13 protein-coding genes are annotated in these 16,243 nt (G+C 34.1%); 12 read left to right on the forward strand and 1 reads right to left on the reverse strand.

What is annotated here, in order from left to right; genetic code table 11:
• Positions 1 to 4: 4 nt before the first annotated feature.
• The 4 genes from RT761_RS11610 (at position 5) to RT761_RS11625 (ending at position 4,151) form a co-directional block, all read left to right on the forward strand.
• Positions 5 to 1,345 (forward strand): ABC transporter substrate-binding protein, encoded by a 1,341-nt coding sequence (locus tag RT761_RS11610; RefSeq protein ID WP_218111582.1) that lies wholly within the window; start codon positions 5 to 7, stop codon positions 1,343 to 1,345.
• A 108-nt stretch (positions 1,346 to 1,453) separates the two neighbouring features.
• On the forward strand, positions 1,454 to 2,332 hold the full coding sequence (locus RT761_RS11615) for a carbohydrate ABC transporter permease (protein WP_218111583.1): 879 nt from the start codon (positions 1,454 to 1,456) through the stop codon (positions 2,330 to 2,332).
• A 14-nt stretch (positions 2,333 to 2,346) separates the two neighbouring features.
• Positions 2,347 to 3,180 (forward strand): carbohydrate ABC transporter permease, encoded by an 834-nt coding sequence (locus tag RT761_RS11620; protein ID WP_218111584.1) that lies wholly within the window; start codon positions 2,347 to 2,349, stop codon positions 3,178 to 3,180.
• Positions 3,181 to 3,203: 23 nt separating this feature from the next.
• Complete coding sequence (locus tag RT761_RS11625; protein WP_218111585.1) at positions 3,204 to 4,151, forward strand: glycoside hydrolase family protein; 948 nt, start codon at positions 3,204 to 3,206, stop codon at positions 4,149 to 4,151.
• Positions 4,152 to 4,643: 492 nt separating this feature from the next.
• Here RT761_RS11625 and RT761_RS11630 read toward each other — a convergent pair whose 3' ends face one another.
• Positions 4,644 to 5,090, reverse strand: coding sequence for a hypothetical protein (locus tag RT761_RS11630; RefSeq protein ID WP_218111586.1), 447 nt, complete (start codon positions 5,088 to 5,090; stop codon positions 4,644 to 4,646).
• Between the two features lie 323 nt (positions 5,091 to 5,413).
• Here RT761_RS11630 and RT761_RS11635 point away from each other — a divergent pair, with 323 nt between their 5' ends.
• The 8 genes from RT761_RS11635 (at position 5,414) to RT761_RS11670 (ending at position 14,973) form a co-directional block, all read left to right on the forward strand.
• On the forward strand, positions 5,414 to 6,148 hold the full coding sequence (locus tag RT761_RS11635) for a GntR family transcriptional regulator (RefSeq protein ID WP_218111587.1): 735 nt from the start codon (positions 5,414 to 5,416) through the stop codon (positions 6,146 to 6,148).
• 1 nt (position 6,149) lies between these two features.
• Positions 6,150 to 6,698 carry a chromate transporter gene (locus RT761_RS11640; RefSeq protein WP_218111588.1) on the forward strand — a complete coding sequence of 183 codons (549 nt, stop codon included), beginning with the start codon at positions 6,150 to 6,152 and terminating at the stop codon, positions 6,696 to 6,698.
• On the forward strand, positions 6,695 to 7,219 hold the full coding sequence (locus tag RT761_RS11645; RefSeq protein ID WP_218111589.1) for a chromate transporter: 525 nt from the start codon (positions 6,695 to 6,697) through the stop codon (positions 7,217 to 7,219). Before RT761_RS11640 ends, RT761_RS11645 begins: the two co-directional genes overlap by 4 nt.
• A gap of 93 nt (positions 7,220 to 7,312) precedes the next feature.
• Positions 7,313 to 9,379 carry an alkaline phosphatase family protein gene (locus RT761_RS11650; protein ID WP_218111590.1) on the forward strand — a complete coding sequence of 689 codons (2,067 nt, stop codon included), beginning with the start codon at positions 7,313 to 7,315 and terminating at the stop codon, positions 9,377 to 9,379.
• A gap of 72 nt (positions 9,380 to 9,451) precedes the next feature.
• Positions 9,452 to 10,849 (forward strand): ABC transporter substrate-binding protein, encoded by a 1,398-nt coding sequence (locus RT761_RS11655; RefSeq protein WP_218111591.1) that lies wholly within the window; start codon positions 9,452 to 9,454, stop codon positions 10,847 to 10,849.
• A 279-nt stretch (positions 10,850 to 11,128) separates the two neighbouring features.
• Complete coding sequence (locus RT761_RS11660; RefSeq protein ID WP_218111592.1) at positions 11,129 to 11,992, forward strand: carbohydrate ABC transporter permease; 864 nt, start codon at positions 11,129 to 11,131, stop codon at positions 11,990 to 11,992.
• Positions 11,989 to 12,825 (forward strand): carbohydrate ABC transporter permease, encoded by an 837-nt coding sequence (locus RT761_RS11665; protein ID WP_218111593.1) that lies wholly within the window; start codon positions 11,989 to 11,991, stop codon positions 12,823 to 12,825. Before RT761_RS11660 ends, RT761_RS11665 begins: the two co-directional genes overlap by 4 nt.
• A 252-nt stretch (positions 12,826 to 13,077) precedes the next feature.
• Complete coding sequence (locus RT761_RS11670) at positions 13,078 to 14,973, forward strand: DUF3604 domain-containing protein (RefSeq protein WP_218111594.1); 1,896 nt, start codon at positions 13,078 to 13,080, stop codon at positions 14,971 to 14,973.
• Positions 14,974 to 16,243: the final 1,270 nt, after the last annotated feature.

The raw sequence follows: 16,243 nt of genomic DNA on the forward strand, positions 1-16,243 counted from the left end.
AAAAATGAGTAAGAAAATATTTTTAATATTTTTCTTAACAGTAGTAGTAATAGCTTTTTTGTCTTTTCATATTTTTGCAGCTGATCAATTAAAAGAAATACGATTTTTATGTCAAGCATCACCAGCTGGAGAAAAATATGCAGAAGTCTTTTCAGGTTTCGAAAAATATGGTTTTAAAGTAATAGTAGAACAGGTACCTTGGGTTAATTACTTAGAAAAAGCACAATTAGCTGTTCAATCAAAAGTATCACCGTATGACGTTATTAATGCTAACGTTGAGTGGGTTCTTCCGTCTTATGTCATGTCCGATGCTGTTATGCCCTTGAATGAGTTTGTTGAAAAAGATCCAATTGATTATAATGATTTTTTATCAATAACACTCGACAATGTTTTTTGGCCAAAAGATAGTAAATATAAACCAACAGGGACCTATAGAGATTGGCAAAATGGTCTTCTCTATGGAATACCATCACTATCAGATACTACACCTTTATCTTACCGCAGAGACTGGTTTGAAGAAGCAGGTATAGCGGGAACTCCAAAAAACTGGGAAGAATTTCTTGATGTATGTCAAAAAATGACTAAAGATATTGATGGTGATGGAACACCAGATAGGTATGGATATGCTTTTGCATCTATACCAGAAGGTGGGCAATTAACTGATTATTGGATGTTATTTGTTTATAGTTGGGGTGCGGATTTACTTGATGAAAATTTTCAGCCAGCTTTCAATAATCAAAACGGAATTGAAGCAACCCAATTTATGGCTGACCTTTTACATAAACATAAAGTCGTTCCACCAGGTGTCTTAACCTATGGAATTCCCCAGGCTTTTGATGCCTTCAAGAAAGGTATTACCGCCATGACTTCACAATGGGGATATGCTTTGGCATCAGTTGAAGATCCAAATGAATCCGCAGCAGCTGGTAATACTGCTTATGGTGTTCCACCTTCTAAAGACCGCTTGGGTGCACGTTTCGCACAATGGGCTTACACAATACCTACCAATGCCAGAGATCCACAAGCATCCTGGGAGTTTATCAAAATTGCAAGTAGCGTTGAATCTCAAATAGCATTATTACCCGATGTGGCACCTTCGCGACAGCTCGCTGCTGAAAAAGCTATTAGTGAGTTCCCAAATCTTTATTTATCGGCTCAAATGAAAACAATAAGTTATCCTGAAATTTCAATCAAACCTCAAATTCCAAATATTTTAGAACTAGATGCAGCTGTTTCTTACATCGTTTTTGAAGCAATAGCTGGACAAAAAAGCGTTCAAGATGCTTTGAAGGAAGCAGAATTAAATGCAATTGAAGTTTTGAAAAAAGGTAATCTACTGAAATAGCTTTTTTGATACAGGGAGAAACTAACATTATTCAGGTATATTAAAATAATAAGCTAGTTTCTCCCAGAAATTCATTCATACAATAGGAGTATGTGGATGTCGCATGCAATGTTAAAAAATAAAAATTTATTAAGCAGAATCCCACTTTATTTTTGGTTTCTTATTCCTGCTTTTTTAATTATTTTATTTTTTCTTGTTTATCCTATGGTGTACCAAATATATTTGAGTTTTTTTTCAACCACTTTTTATTCAAAAGGCTCTTTTGTTGGATTAAATAACTATATCCAGGTACTTAAAGATAAAATAACTCATGATTCATTCAAAGTGACAGTATCATTTGTTGCTTTATCTACACTATTTGAAATTGCTTGGGGTTTAGTTCTTGCAATAGTATTTAATACAATTACTAAAGGGAAAAAATTTTTAAGAGGAATATTAATAGTCCCCTTAATGCTCACACCTGTTGCTGTTGGTAGTATGTGGAATCTTATGTTTTTCCCTGAGGGTGGTGTAATTAATACTGTTTTTAAAGCATTTTCTATCTCGCAACAAACATGGCTTTCTTCTCCTATTTCAGCTCTATTTTCTCTTGTTCTTGTAGAAATATGGCAATATACTCCTTTCACTACTTTAGTGCTATTAGCAGGCCTACAAAGTATTCCAAGAGAACTCTACGAAGCATCAAATATTGACGGAGCTTCGAAATTTCAAAGTTTCCGCTTTATTACTATTCCACTGCTAAAAAGTTTAATTTTTTTAGCTATTTTATTTAATATCATGAGACAGTTTAAAGCATTTGATATCGTATATACTGTTACTAAAGGTGGACCAGGAAGAGCGACAAGTGTAATTTCGTTTTATATTTATCAGAGAGCTTTTCGTTTTTATAACATAAGTGAAGCAGCAGCTTTATCATTTATTGTTCTCATTATTGTCTTAATTATTAGCAATGTTTTTCTCAAAATATTTCAATCAACTACAGAATAAGGTTGGCTATAATTATGTCAGTACCTTCAATGATTAAACAAAAAAATAAAGCATTAATAATATCCTACATAATAGCAATAGTAAGTATAGCTTTTTTTCTCTATCCAATATTTCAGTTCCTATTAACCTCTGTAAAGCCCACTAAGGATTTATTGTGGTCAATTTGGCCAGAAAATTTTACTCACGTTAATTATCAAGAAGTTTTAAAATCATCAAGCTTCAGGGAAGCTATTCTTAATAGTATTATTATCTCATCTTTTGCAACGTTAATGGTTGTTATTATTGGAGTACTAGCATCCTATGCTTTATCGAGTTTTAAATTTAAAAAAAGAGAAAATATTGCTTTTTTCATACTTAGTTTATATATCCTTCCCCCAATCGTGACCCTTATACCAGTTTGGCACATTGCAAGAGGGTTAGGTGTTCTTGATCAAAAGTGGTTTCTCTCTCTTGTTTACACTTTTTTTAATTTACCCTTTACAGTATGGCTTTTAAGGAATTTTATTATTTCTATTCCAAAAGAAATTGAAGAAGCTGCTTTAGTAGATGGTTGTACAAAGTTAAACTCTTTGTATAAGGTTATTCTTCCATTAATTAGTCCTGGAATTGCTGTTGCTGCAATTTTTGCTTTTATTTTTAGTTGGAACGAATTCCCCTTTGCCGTTGTGCTAACTGAAACCTTATCACGTACAATGCCTGTAGAGATAATTTCACAAGTAAGTTATTTTATTGAATGGGGTAAACTTTCATCGATGACCATCATATCAATAATTCCTGTTCTGGTTTTAAGTTTGTTTCTACAACGCTATATTGTAATGGGGTTAACCTTAGGAGCGGTAAAAGAATAATAAATAAAAAAGTAGGTTAAAGCATGAGTAGCTCGCTTATTGAAAAACTTAGTTTTAATAGGACAATTTATTTTAGTAAACTTTCTCAAATTCCTTTTATAGGGACTAAGGAAAATACTTTCTATCAAGAATCTGCTACAACTGCTGACATTCTAGAATACAAAAATGAAACGATTTTGTTTTTTGGTGGTGTTAAAAATAACCATGAAAGCATTGGGTTAGCTAGGATATCGCAAGTGAATAATGATATAAAAGTGTTTGATATTAAGAATACGCCAGTAGTTGAGCCAAGTAATAAGAATAGTTTTGACAATAATCATGTTACCGATCCAGCAGCGGTTTATACAAATGGTAAAATTTATCTTTATTATAGTGGAATAGGCGCATATGATGATGCAATTGGCTTATCAGTTTCAGTAGATGGAAAACATTTTGAAAAGGTTAACGAGAATCCGATCATTAAGGGTCGTTCACCCGAGGTGGTTTTTCACAAGGGTATATTTTATTTATTCTATGTATTACCGGGTAATAAGGATGGCTATAATATATATTTAGCTTTTTCTAATGATGGTATTCATTTTACTGAAAAATCGAAGAAGCCCATTTTAAGTTCAAGTTCAGAAGGTTGGGATAGTAAAACCGTAACAACGCCAAGAATATTGAGTGCAAATAATTGTTTTTACATGATTTATGCTGGAGATAAAGAAAGTAAAGATTTTCCAAGCGGGTTTGGTTTAGCTTTATCCAAAAATTTAATTGAATGGGAAAAATACCCTAATAATCCTATTTTTGTAAAAGGAGAAAATGGTAGTTGGGATGACTCTGCAATTTGGTTTGGTACGCCATTTATTTTAAATCAAGACTTATATATTTTATATGAAGGTTGCACAAAAAATAAAATGGGTCAATATAAATCACAAATAGGATTAGCTAAATTAATGAAAATAAAGGGCCCAAGTCTTGATTCTTGAATTTAGATAAAGCTGTGGAACTGAGGAATTGGTAGTCTGGAAAAAGAAAAAAGATGAGATCCTCACGGCTTCAGAAAACGAAGCCTCGGGATGACATTTCAGGTGTCTAATGAGATTCTAAAGCAGAAAATTGCTACTCAAGATAATGTCATTTTTAGTTGATCATTGTCTTTATAGGATAGGTAATCGTTAAGTGAACCAAAAAATGAAAAAAATGAAGATTTAACAATTGGTAAAAGAGGGTTGGTAGTAATTCTGTAATTAAAAAAATCAAGATCTGATCTAGTCTGAATAGCTACCTTTAAAGGGCTTTAACCTCAAACCAATGACGTTCAGAGAAAAAAGGTTTGAACCCACCCACTTTAGTGGGTGGGTTTTTTAGAGACCTACAATTAATTTAAGGTTGTGGTCTGATGAGATTAAAAAACTGTCTCACTTAGGATTGGGACAATGAAGTGAAATCAATCAGCGCTAAATTCAAGAAATAGCTACTTAGGATTCATCATCCTCCAGAACGAGTTGATAAATCATGACTTTGGGCAGATCGTTTCCCTCCAAATAGACGATATCAATTTCATTTCCGTTGATAACCTGTCCCATTCCAGTGCCATCAAGGTGCTCTATAATATAGAACCGTTGGGAATTCTTCTCAAAAGCACCGCTGAATTCTTCTTCGAACATCATTTCTCCTGTGTCGGTAAACACTTTCTTGATTCCCCAGAAAAGACGCTCTTTCTGTTCCTGGATTATGTAGTGTACTTTCATTGATTCTCTTTCATCCAAGAACTTGTGGTACTCAGTGGTTCCCTTGATAGGGAAATACCCATGGCCATAAGTGCTGCCGACCCAGGTTCCGGTCAATTGGGGATAATTTGATGCATAAACCACGCTGATCCCGGCCAACAAAATCAAGATGACAATAAGAATGATCTTTTTCATGACAATTCTTCCTCCAGACTTTTTGATATATCAAGCTGTTCCGCGTTTCAGGAACACGTTGATACTTATAATCAATAATCGGCAATCATGACTATTTTTTTAATCTGTGAAAATAACGGTATGCTTGATTCTTGAATTTCTAATAATTTAAAATTTGAGGAAATATGGAGGAGGGGAAGCGGAAAAGAGATGAGATTTTCAAAATTTTAATATTTTTTGAAAGTATTTAAAGCTCACCATATTATCTATCAATTGATTATTATGTATTTATTTTATAAAATATAAAAGTATAATTGTATAGACAATATATGGAGATGATTTTAATGAAACTCATTTTAGATGAGAATAGTCCAGTTCCACTTTATCATCAATTAAGCCGTATTTTTAGAGAAAGAATTGAACGACAAGAATGGAAAGAAGGAGAGAAAATTCCCACCGAGATTGAGCTCTGTGATGAATTTGCTCTATCAAGGGGGACTATCGCTCAAGCTCTAAAGGAATTGGAAAACGAGGGGTTAATATATCGAAAACAAGGGCGGGGAACTTTTGTCAAAGAAAAAATAATAACTCAGGATCTTTCTCATTTTTATAGTTTTGCAAAAGATATGAAAGCTCGAGGTCAAAATTTTTATTCTAAAATTATTAAAATGGAAAAAGAAAAACCTACAAAATCTGTACAAGAAAAATTTTCTTTAGACTTAAGTGAAGTCTTTACCATTGAAAGGTTACGGTATGCAGATAAAATACCAGTCATTTTAGAAAAAATATATCTTCTTCCTCAATTTGAAAGCATAATTCTTAACAAAGAAGAACTTGAGAAAGGGATATTATATGATGTTTTTTTTAAAGAATTGGGAGTACTTGTAAAAAAAGCCAAAGAAGAGTTTGAGGTTATAAGGATGAATCTTTATGAATCAAAACTTTTTCAAGTCGAAGAAGGTTCGCCAGCTCTTTTAGTACGGAGGGTAACTTTCGGTGAGGATGAAAAACCTTTTGAGTACCGAAAAAGTATCGTTCGTGCTGATCAATGCCGCTATACAGTGGAGCTGAAAGCTTAAAATGACTTTCTTTAGCAAAAAAAAGCGAAAAGTTCTTTTTGATCTATTTTTTTCTTTTTTCAAAATTGGAGCCTTCACCTGGGGCGGTGGTTATGCCATGCTTCCATTAATTAAAAGAGAGATTGTTGAAAAAAGAGAATTAATGACTGAAGAAGAATTCATTCAAGGTTTGTCAGTAGCTCAAAGTATGCCCGGAGCCATAGCTATAAACACTGCTTGTTTTGTGGGACGAAAAGTATGTGGAATTTCAGGAACTTTTTTTTCAGTATTAGGGGCATCCATTCCTTCTTTTTTCGTAATCATTGTTTTCATATCACTTTATAAACAATATCGTCATTTAACTGTATTTCAAAATTTTTTTCGCGGCGCTGCTCCTGCTATAGTTGCTTTAATTGGTGGAGCAGTTTTAGATATTGGGAAAAGTGTGCTGAATAATTGGATGGATTTATTAATTGCTATATTTCTTTTTCTCTTGATTTTTTTCTTTAATATCCATCCTCTTTGGATTGTGCTTATTGGGGGCATGCTTGGAATGCTGAGAACTCGATGATTTATTTACAACTTTTCTTAGCATTTATTCAAATTGGTTTTTTTTCTTTTGGTGGGGGGTTAGCTGCGCTTCCTTTAATTGAAAAGGTAGTAGTAGAAAATCATCATTGGTTAGGAAATGGTGAGTTCATAGAATTAGTTACAATTTCTGAACTTTCGCCTGGACCAATAGGAATTAATTCAGCGACCTTTACAGGATTTAAGGTTGGTGGAATTTTCGGTTCTTTTATAGCTACAATTGCCTTCTGTTTGCCTTCGGTTTTGTTAGTTTACTTGGTTTTTCATTTCATTTTCTACTACAAAAAAAACATATTTGTAAAAAAATTCTTATTAGGATTAAGACCATCAGTTATTGCTTTAATGAGCATAGCTGGTTTTTCTATTGCTGAAAAGGGAATATCCGACTGGTTTTCTGTTGTAGTTGGAATAGTGATATTTATATTCATCTACAGGAAGAAAACCGATCCTATTCTTCTCCTTTTCTTGGCGGGAATAAGCGGCTTGGTGTGGTATCGGGGTTGACATTGTTTTAAGATATAATAAAATTCAATAGTATAAATGAATAGACAAATAAAGTAATATAATATATAAATATCCTTGGAGGGATTAAATAATATGAATAAACCGAAAAAAGTGGTTTTAATAGGAATTGATGGAATGATCCCAGAATTTGTGAAAAAATTTTCTCATGAAGGCATAATCCCCAATATGACAAAGTTAATAAATAACGGAGTTTTTTCAGAAATGCTTTCTATGATTCAAGTGGAAACACCTACAAACTGGACCTGTATTGGTACCGGAGCTTTACCTGGAACCCACGGAATAAATTCTTTTGGATTTCATATAGAAGGAGAATCATTCGAAAAGGTTTATGACATGGGAAACAACCTATTTCCCGTTGTCGCTAATGCCAATACAACTCATTTTATGAATAGGCTTTCCCATGCTGATTATATTTGGCAGTCGGCAGAAAAAGCGGGAAAAAAGAGTATTCTTGTAAATTTTCCAGGAGGATGGCCCTCAAACATTCCAAAAGGTATAGTGGTGGACGGTACTGGTCCATTTTCTTCTCCTCTAAGCAAAATGACTGAATGGGGAAGGTATTCTTCAAAACCAGACGCTCTTGATGAATTGATGATTGAAATTTTACCAGCTAATGATTGGAAAAATTTACCAGTATCCAATTTACAGCCCTTAGAATCGGTAATTGATATTACAGGAAGAGAAGAATTTAGCCATTCACCAAAGGGGTGGATTACCAAAGAAACTAGTGAAATTATCCATGATTATAATAAAATCAATCCCACCTATTATTTATTAATTTATTCGGTGAGTGGTGAAAAATATGACACAATAGCAGTAACTAAAGACAAGGACTTTAATAATAAAATTGCCATTTTAAATGTTAATGTTGGAAGTGATTGGCTTTACGAACAATTCCAACCAACAATAGGCGAAAGAGTTTATGCAAACATGCTGGTAAGAAAAGAATTTAAAACCAAGGTTAATGGAAAATTTCGCCTCAAACTTCTAAGTCTTTCACAAGACGGCAAATTAATTCAAATAGATCGAACTCCTATTTATAATTTAGAAAATTGGGCAAGCCCTCAGAATATCGCCGATGAGTTAATTGATAACCTTGGATTAGATAAAACATCGTTTGATCAAGAAAAAAACCGAAAAGGTGGGATCAGTTCAAAAAAATCACCCCTTTGTCAGGTTTATGAAACCGTTGAAGGTATGGCAGAAGGTCTGGTTAAAACCTGTAGATATCTCGCAAAAACCTACGATTGGGATTTATTTTTCATACAAATTCATTCGCCTGATGGCATAAACCACGATGAATTAAATGGGTTGTGTAAGGAATCACCAACCTATGATCCAAATGAAGAAGGGAGGTGTTGGGACAAGTTTCGAGAAGTGTATAAAAGACTTGATTGGTATGTAGGTGAGGTTGTATCAGCATGTGCTGATGAGGAAACAGTAGTTATTGTTGTTTCCGATCACGGTGGAATACCGACAAAGAAATACGTTTTATTAGAGCATTTTTTACTGGAAGATAATCTTTTAGCCTACAAAAAAAATGAAAACGGTAGATTAATTATTGATACAAAAAAGAGTAAGGTTATATCAGGGTTAAATTATGTCACTCAAAATATTTGGATTAATTTAAAAGGGAGAGACCCGGACGGAGTTGTCGATCCTTCAGAATATGAAAAGGTAAGAGATCGTGTCATAGAAGTTCTATACTCTATCAAAGACCCGAAAACAGGAGAACATCCCATCGTTTTAGCTTTAAGAAAAGAAGATGTAAAAAACCTTGGCAATTGGGGAGACCGCTTGGGAGACATTGTATACCTATATAAAGAGGGGTATACAAACAAATTTGCTAATGGTATTACTGGTATTGACCCTAAAGAATTTTCAGGAAATGGATTTGAGGATGTTGTTGAAGGCCCTGAATATGGAAGACATCACTCTTATCTCCCTGCAACTCAGTATTGTGGATGTTCGGTTAAAGCTGCTTTTATCATGGCTGGACCAGGGATTAAAAAAGGTTATTGCAGAAAAACCCCAATTCGGACTATAGATGTAGCACCTACTATATCTTTCTTAATGAAAATCCCTTACTCTGAAACAACCGATGGTTTAGTTTTTGCAGATGGATTATTGTTCGATTAAAAATATTTGTAATTCTCTTAATAATTTTAATCTTTTAATGAGGAGGTGAAGCGCTTTTTAAGCGCGTAAACAATGAATAAAAAGTATTATTTTGTATTTAGTCTAATTTTAGTATCACTTCTTTGCCTTGGTTTTTCAACAATTGCCCTTGGATGGAGTTGGGAAGAAGCATCTGAACCTTATAAAGGAACAACCATTAACGTTTTAACTATTCCTCACCCCACTGCAATAGAACCCGTCAAGCCTCTCATCCAAGAATTTGAAAAGATGACCGGAATAAAAGTTAATATGGAATATTTAGAACGGGTTTCACTTGGAACAAAACAAGAGATGGAATTGGGAGCCCATACTGGAGCCTACGATGTAATGCATATGGATACCTCAAAATTATCAAGATATTATCGGGCAGACTGGGCTTATCCTTTGAATGATTTTTTTGATGATCCAAAACTTACCAGTCCAGAGTTTGTACTGGATGATTTTGTTAAAATTTACGTTGATCTAGTGACTATGGAAGGAAAAATTTTTGGCATTCCCTTTACTGGAGAATCTACAATAATTTTTTATTTGCCTCAGGTTTTAGAAGAAAAGGGTATTGCTGGACCCCCCTCAACTTTTGAAGAAATAGAAGACATAGCGGCAAAAATTCATAATCCTCCTGATTTCGCTGGATTTGGAACAAGAGCAAGAAGAGGAGAAGGTATGAATGTAAGTTGTAATTGGGCTGCCTGGTTGTGGGGTTATGGAGGAAGTTATTTTGATGAAAATGGGAAACCAGCTCTTGATAGCCCAGAAGCAATTTTGGCTACACAAAAATATGCAGAATTGATCCAAAAGTATGGACCACCAGGTGGTGGAGACTTCACTCATTATGAGCTCTACACCCTTTTTGCTCAGGGAAATTTAGGAATGTATCTCGATGCTTCAGTATTTAACGGTATATTTGAAGATAAAACAAAATCTTCGGTTGTTGGAAAATGGGATGCTGCTCCAGTTCCTGCTGGACCCAAAAACCGCACTACATCCGCTTATAGCCATGCTATGATGATTGCCAACGATTCAAAAAATAAAGAAGCAGCGTGGTTATTTATCCAGTGGTTCACCAGCAAGGATGTCCAATTCAGGTCTTCAACTATCGAAGGGGGAGGACCTGGGATTGTGAGACTATCAGTTATGGAAACTCCTGAATATATAGCCAAATGGGGCTCAAACAACTGGATCAACGCCAATGTAGAGTCATTAAAATATGGACGCTCTGATTATCGACCAACATATTTACCAGATTGGCCTCAAATTGGAGACACTATTGGAGCATATGTACAAGAAGTAATAGTTGGTGAAAAGAATGCAGAAACTGCCATGACCGAGCTTAATAAATGGCTAATAGAGTTTATGGATGAAAAAGGATACCCTGATTGGCTTCCAAACTTTTTAAAAGAAAACAATTTAGATATTAACAGAAATATGTAAAATAAATCTCACAACTTGCAAGAAATATTAATCATTTGACTCAGTTTGGTTTAGTTGAATTTGTAACCAAACTGAGTCACTAACCCTTTAATAAAATGCTATTCAGAATATAGAAAAAATAATTTTAACAATTCTCATATCTAATGCATTCATAACCCAACATGATAATGAGTAGTATTTTTAAAAGGAGGCCTTTCTCAGAAATGTTTAATTTTTTAAAATTTATCAGATTAAGTTGTTACATAAATTTTATCTTAGATACTGGGAAAAAATATTAACATGAACCGAAAACATTTATTTTTAATGCTTATACCAACGATTATTGCATTTTTTGTTGTATTCTTTATTCCTATAGGTTATCTCTTTAATTATAGCTTTCTTAATTATGAATTAACTGATCCATTGGGTATTAAATTTATTGGTTTAAAAAATTACTTTCGTATTTTTAGTGACAAAGAATTTTGGAATTCGTTACGAATAACAATTATTTTCTTAATAGTTGGAATAGGTATTCAGGTTCCCATTGCCCTGTTATTGGGGGAAATACTAAGTGGTCCCCTAAAAAGATTACAATTTCTTAGATCTTTATTCTTACCCCCTATGGTTGTTCCACCCGTCGTTGCGGGAGTTATGTTTAGAATTATGTATCATCCAACAATTGGAATTATTAACTATTTCTTGAGTTTTCTTGGTATAAGCCATCCTTGGCTTGCCAACAATAAAACTGCTCTTTTCTCGGTCATTATGGTGGACGTTTGGCAATACGTCCCTTTTCTGTTAATTTTATTTTTAGCCGGATTTTCATCTATCCCTGAAGAAGTATATGAGTCAGCGATGATTGATGGAGCAAATAGGTGGCAAACCTTTATAAAAATCAGCCTTCCTTTAATAAAAGGCTCTTTGCTATTGGGGTTGTTGTTCAGGGTAATAGATATTTTAAAAGTTTTTCCGACCATCCATATTATGACCGCAGGAGGTCCTGGTAGAGCAACGGAAACAGTCAATTATTATACATATAGGATGGCTTTTTCATATACAAATATCGGTTATGCATCGGCTTTAGGAGTAGCTTTAGTAATTATTACAATTCTTTTAAGCCTTATTATGTTAAGATTTTTTAGACAAGCGAGGGTCAACCAATGAATTACTTAAAACATGATCGATCTAGCAAAAGTGTTTTAGATTACATCATAGCAATAATCTTTATATTCGCAGCTCTATTTCCTATTTACTGGATATTAACCCTTTCTCTAAAAAATCAGATAGACAGTTTTGTTTATCCTCCAACTTGGATTTTTAAACCGATTGCTGACAATTATATAAAACTATTTGTGGATGAGTCATTTGTAAAGTATTTGATAAATAGTTTAGTGGTGAGCATTATATCGGTAGGAATTGGGTTAGTTCTTGGAGCTCCTGCAGCATACGCTCTTTCTCGTTTAAAAATTAAAGGAATTGAGTGGTTACTTTTTATTATTCTATGTATAAGAATGATTCCTCCAATGAGCTTGGCCGTTCCATTTTTTACTATATTTGCAAAATACAGAATGATCGATACTTATCTTGGGCTTATTATTGTTTACCTAACATTCACTTTGCCATTAATTATTTGGATTTTAAAAGCATTTTTTGATGAAGTCCCTCAGGCACTTGAAGAGTGTGCCGTTTTAGAAGGATGTTCAACATTTCAGGTTTTTCGAAAAATTTCCTTACCTTTAATATCTGAAGCTACTGTTGCAGCAGCAATTTTAAGCTGGATTTTTTCTTGGAACGAATTTCTATTTGCGATGATCTTAACAAGAGAATCAGCCAAGACAGCTCCAGTAATGATTACATCGTTTATGAAATTTGAAGATCTTGAATGGGGTTTAATAGCAGCTGCCTCAATGATTATAGCTTTTCCAGTTGTAATTTTCGGTATATTTGTGAGACGTTATCTTGTTAGCGGTCTTACAAGTGGTGCATTAAAAGAATAAATCATATTTAAAATGTATAAAATTTTATTTATATTTTGGCAGCAACTTATAAATATGCAAATATAACAAAAATATTTTACCCACTCCGAAACCCTTCCTAAGAGATGAATAAAATAGGTTTAATATTGAAAATTTTAAAAAGATTCCTTTCTCCGAAGGGTGATTTTTTAGTAACTTATTGAACCTATTATCACGACTCAATATTCATTATTTTAAAAGAAAACATAAAAAATTATTTGAGGATTAACTAAAATGAGCGGAATTAAAAATAATAATGGATTTGCAATATTAAAACCGAACAGACCAATTCAGGCAGGCGAATTTGGAACATGGATTTTAAAGTATATTTGTGGGAAAAAGAAACTTGTTCCAGGATCAGTTATTAAGATAACTCTTCCTCGTATTTGGAGTAATTTTCAGATAAACGATCCCAAAGGAGAAGGGTATACAACCATAACTATTTCTAAAAATATAAAATATGATTTGTATATCAGTTATTCGGAAATGGCGGCAGCCTTTCAGCATCTTTTTATAAAGATTATTGATGGATATCTATCTGAAGGAGATGTAATTCAGATTATTTATGGAAATAAGCAATTTGGAAGTATTGGTAGCCAAGCTCAAAAAATAGTAGAAGATTATTTTGTGAAAGACGAAAGCTGGTGGGGTATGCCAACCACCTATTTCCATACTTCTGTTGATTATATGGGAAATAGTCAATTTATCAGTTTACAAGATAATCATTTATGGAATCCTTCAATAATCCCTGCAAAACCCTGGAAAATCGTTTTCACTGGTCATTCGATACTCTCTACTAAAGAAAACACTAACTTCGTTTTGTATGGAATAGATGAATTTGGAAATAAAGTAGATTTGGAACCAACTGATACAATCATTTTTAAGCATGATCCTAATTTGAAATGTAATTTATCAAATCCTAATATGAGATTTCATGATGGTACTTGGATTATTGAAAATATTGCATTTTCCGAACCTGGTCTTTATCGCTTAAAAACAATCTTTAATGATGAAATTGTCGCCGAAAGTAACCCCATTCGGGTTCAGGAAAATCCTGAGGAGAGGATATATTGGGGGGATATTCACATCCACTCAAATTTTTGTGATGGAAGAAAGCATCCAATAGAAATTTATCAATACTGTCGAGATATTGTTAAGCTGGATTTTGCCTCGGTAAGTAGTCATGATTGGGGTCCTCTTATGGATGATGAAGGGTGGCAACAATTACAAAAAATTACCAATCAATTCAATGAGAAAGGAAAATTCTCAACTCTTATTGGTTACGAATGGACAAATTGGGAAGATAATGGGAATCGTAATGTATATTACGCAGACGATTCTGGTCCTTTGTTTAGGTATAAAGTAGGTTCATCTAAGGGCCTTGAGAAAGCCGATATTGATGAGCGTTATCGCACAGCTCAAAAATTATGGAAAGCCCTTGAAGGAAAAGAGGTTTTAGTTATTCCCCATCACTCCTTAGCAGCAATGGATAATACGATAAACGAGGAATTAGAACCGGTTATTGAAATTTATTCATGTTGGGGCAGTTCAGAATATCGAGGAAATCCATTGTGGAATAGCGATATAAATTCTGTCCCTTCTGGAATGAGGTCTCCTAATAAATCGTTATCTGTCCAGGAAATTTTAGAAAAAGGTCATAAACTTGGTTTTATTGCCGGTAGTGATAACCACGGAGGGATGCCCGGGGGTTATCACAGAAGTCCATATCTTAATCTTAGTCTTAAGGGAGGACTAACTGCTGTAATTGCTAAGAATTTATCAAGAAAAAATATTTTTAATGGCATAAAAAGGCGTTATTGTTACGCAACTACAGGAGCAAGGATACTTCTAAATTTTGCTGTGAATAGAACTAGGATGGGTTCGGTTGTAAATTACAACAAATCAAAAAATCCTTACGAAATTTCTTTTGAGATAAATGGAACAGATATTATTAAACAAGTTGATTTAGTAAAAAACAACCAAGTAATTTATCAATGGTTTCCTGGAGGAAAAGATTTTAAAAATAGTTATGTTGAAAAAGGAAATATAGCAAAAGGGACTTACTATTATTTGCGAGTTACCCAAGAAGATGAAGAAATTGCTTGGAGCAGTCCGGTATGGATTGACTAATAATTTTAAGTCAGTAAAAAATTCTATAGATTAAATCCTGATTCTTGAATTTTTTTAAATTGTTGAATAGAGGGATTGAAAAAACTAAAAAAGATGAGATCCTCACGCCCTCAAAAAGCGAGGACTCAGGATGACGCTTGCGGCGTCAGATGAGATTTTTACGACCTCGAAAAGTGAGGGCTCAGGATGACGGCATTTTTTAAAATTTTTGTAGGGACTTGATTTATCACACCCGATAATGAATTTAAAAGGTAAAAAAATAATAAAGATGAACCGGATGAGATTGCCACGTCGTCTAACCAAAAGACGTTTAGCCTCCTCGCAATGACGGATTTGGTTGATGAGATCCTCGCAACCAAAGGGATGAGGGGAGAGGGGGAGTATTAGCGAAATGCGCTGAGGGGGCGAGGGGGCGAGGGGGAGAAAATTAAAAGATGAGATCCTTTCGCCCTCAAAAAGCGAGTGCTCAGGATGATGCGTGCGGCACCGGATGAGATCCTCGCAACCAAAAGGATGAGGGGAGAGAGGGAGATATGAGGAGAAAAAAGAGAAGGAAAGTGTTTTTAGGATAATGCTTTCTTGAAGTTTAAAATTTCCTTTAAGAAGCGATAGAAACAAAACCAGGTGGGGCGATGAATCTTTATTTATTCAGCTTAACTGTGATATATTATGTGAAAATAAACTGACAGTAACAACAATAGAAGTATGTTATTGTTATCATTAAAAGAATATGAAAAAGAATAATTCAACTATCAAAAATAACTATCCTACTGATTGAGTAAAATCTTGGGGCCAGGTCTTGATTCTTGAATTTTATAAATTTAACTCGCGGGATTTCCACAATGTTTTTCTCCTTAGAATGACGGCTCTCAGTTCCTTCTCCCTTGATGGGAGAAGGTTAGAAGACCGCGAATTTCTTCTATTTCTCTACTCACTGTATTTACAGGATGGACTCTCTTGAAGCTTTGCCACACCAGATAAGGATTACAACCAGAGAGGAATTTTATCAATAGTTCTCAGAAAGGATTGCAGTATCTGGTATTCAGAAGGTCCGAATCGAGGTAAAAAAAATAAAGGGTTTATACTAATTATCATTTACGAATAGCCGATAGTAGTCATTAAGAAAGGAGTTATACAAAATACCAGAACGGTTGGGAACGAGAAAGCCATCAATGAAATCGAGCACAAAGTCAGCTGTTCGAACAAAGGCATTTTTCAAGAACTATCCGAACTGACTAGGACTTCATCCGGCAAGGAATCAGCCGGACAT

This window comes from Atribacter laminatus (genome assembly GCF_015775515.1).
GTDB lineage: Bacteria > Atribacterota > Atribacteria > Atribacterales > Atribacteraceae > Atribacter > Atribacter laminatus.